Source organism: Microbacterium sp. Bi128, from assembly GCF_918698205.1.
Genome location: NZ_CAKKMM010001148.1, coordinates 1 through 1,651, shown reverse-complemented (window position 1 = coordinate 1,651; position 1,651 = coordinate 1). Strand labels below are relative to the sequence as shown.

2 protein-coding genes are annotated in these 1,651 nt (G+C 70.3%); both read left to right on the top strand.

What is annotated here, in order from left to right; translation table 11 throughout:
* Positions 1–205: FKBP-type peptidyl-prolyl cis-trans isomerase (locus LQV45_RS30670; protein WP_230011041.1), on the top strand; the 205-nt coding region annotated here is incomplete at its 5' end.
* A gap of 108 nt (positions 206–313) precedes the next feature.
* Positions 314–1,651, top strand: a 1,338-nt coding sequence (locus tag LQV45_RS30665) for a WYL domain-containing protein (protein WP_230011039.1), incomplete at its 3' end; no start/stop codon positions are given.

Genomic DNA, 1,651 nt, shown 5'->3' with positions numbered 1-1,651 from the left:
GTCCAGCGGCGCGCCGCTGGACTTCAGGGTCGGCGTCGGCCAGGTCATCCAGGGCTGGGACCAGGGCCTGCTGGGCATGAAGGTCGGCGGCCGCCGCCGGCTCGAGATCCCGTCCGAGCTTGCCTACGGTTCCCGTGGCGCCGGCGGGGCGATCGGCCCCAACGAGGCCCTGATCTTCGTCGTGGACCTCGTCGCCGTCCGCTAGTCCCCACCCGCCCCCCGGGGAACGAAGCGCGGTAACAATCGGAAAAGTTCTTCCGGCTGTTGCCGCGCTTTCGTCATTTTCCGCGACCGGCTTTAGTACCCTTGCGGGGTGTCCGCCTCACGTACAGAACGCCTCCTGAACCTGCTCATCGCCCTGCTCAACACCAAGTACGGCCTGCGCCGCAGCGAGCTGCGCGAAAAGGTCTACCACGACACCACGAGCAGTGACGTCGCCTTCGGCCGCATGTTCGAACGCGACAAGGGCGAGCTGCGCCAGTTTGGCTTCGACGTCGAGGCCGTGACGGACACGGGCTGGGGCTCCGACGACCCGGCAACCACCCGCTACCGGATCGGCAAGGAATCGAACCGGCTGCCCGACGTCAGCCTCACCCCCGAAGAGTGCACGGTCCTGATTCTCGCGGCCCAGCTCTGGGAGCACGCCGCCCTCGGCTCCGCCGCCGTCGACGCGGTCCGGAAGCTGCAGGCCGCCGGCGGCCTGGTCGACGCCGAACTCCCCACCGGCGTCCAGCCGCGCATCCGCCCCGCCGGCCAGGCCTTCGAGGACCTGGTCGCCGCGACACACGCCCAGCACCCGGTCCGGTTCAGCTACCTCGCCGGCAGCACCGGCCAGGAGCAGGAACGCCTGGTGGAACCCTGGGGCCTGGGCAGCCGCTTCGGCCAGTGGTACCTCGTGGGCCACGACCGGGGCCGAGGGGACAAACGGTTCTTCCGCCTGTCCCGCCTGACGTCCGCAGTGGCCGGCCTGGCCGAGCTGCCGGTGCAGAGCGCCGTGGTCGACGTCGAACACGGGCGGCTCCTGGGCCTCCGCAAACGCGCCCAGCCGCTTCCGGACGCAGCGCCGGAAGCCACAGCGCCGGAAGCCCGAACGCTGGGGCATTCGGCCGGGACGGACCGCCTCGCGGTGCCCTTCCGCGATGCCGAGACCCTGGGCGAGGAGCTGGCCTCCTACGGTCCCCGCGTCACCGTGATTTCACCCCCCGAACTCGCCGGCGCCGTCCACCGCCGACTCACGGCAGCCGCCGAGTTCGCCGACAGGCCCCTGCCGGATGTGGCCTTCCCGGCGGCGGGCCGCGCCGGCCGTACCCGGAAACGAACCTCGGAGGACCAGCTCAAGCGGATGCTGCAACTCGTCCCGTTCCTTGTCCACAACCAGGGACTGCACATCAGCGAGGTCGCCGCCAGGTTTGGCATCACCCGCAAGGCACTCGAGGACGACCTGCGGATCCTGATCTGCTCGGGCCTGCCGGAGGGGTACCCCGACGATCTGCTGGACATCCAGTGGGACGATGACCACGTATTCATCACCCAGGCCCTGGACCTGACCCGCCCCGTACGGTTCACCGTGGACGAGGCCTGTGCGCTCCTGACCGGCCTGGAGACCCTCAACAGCCTGCCCGAACTCGCCGAAGGCGGCGCCCTGGAATCG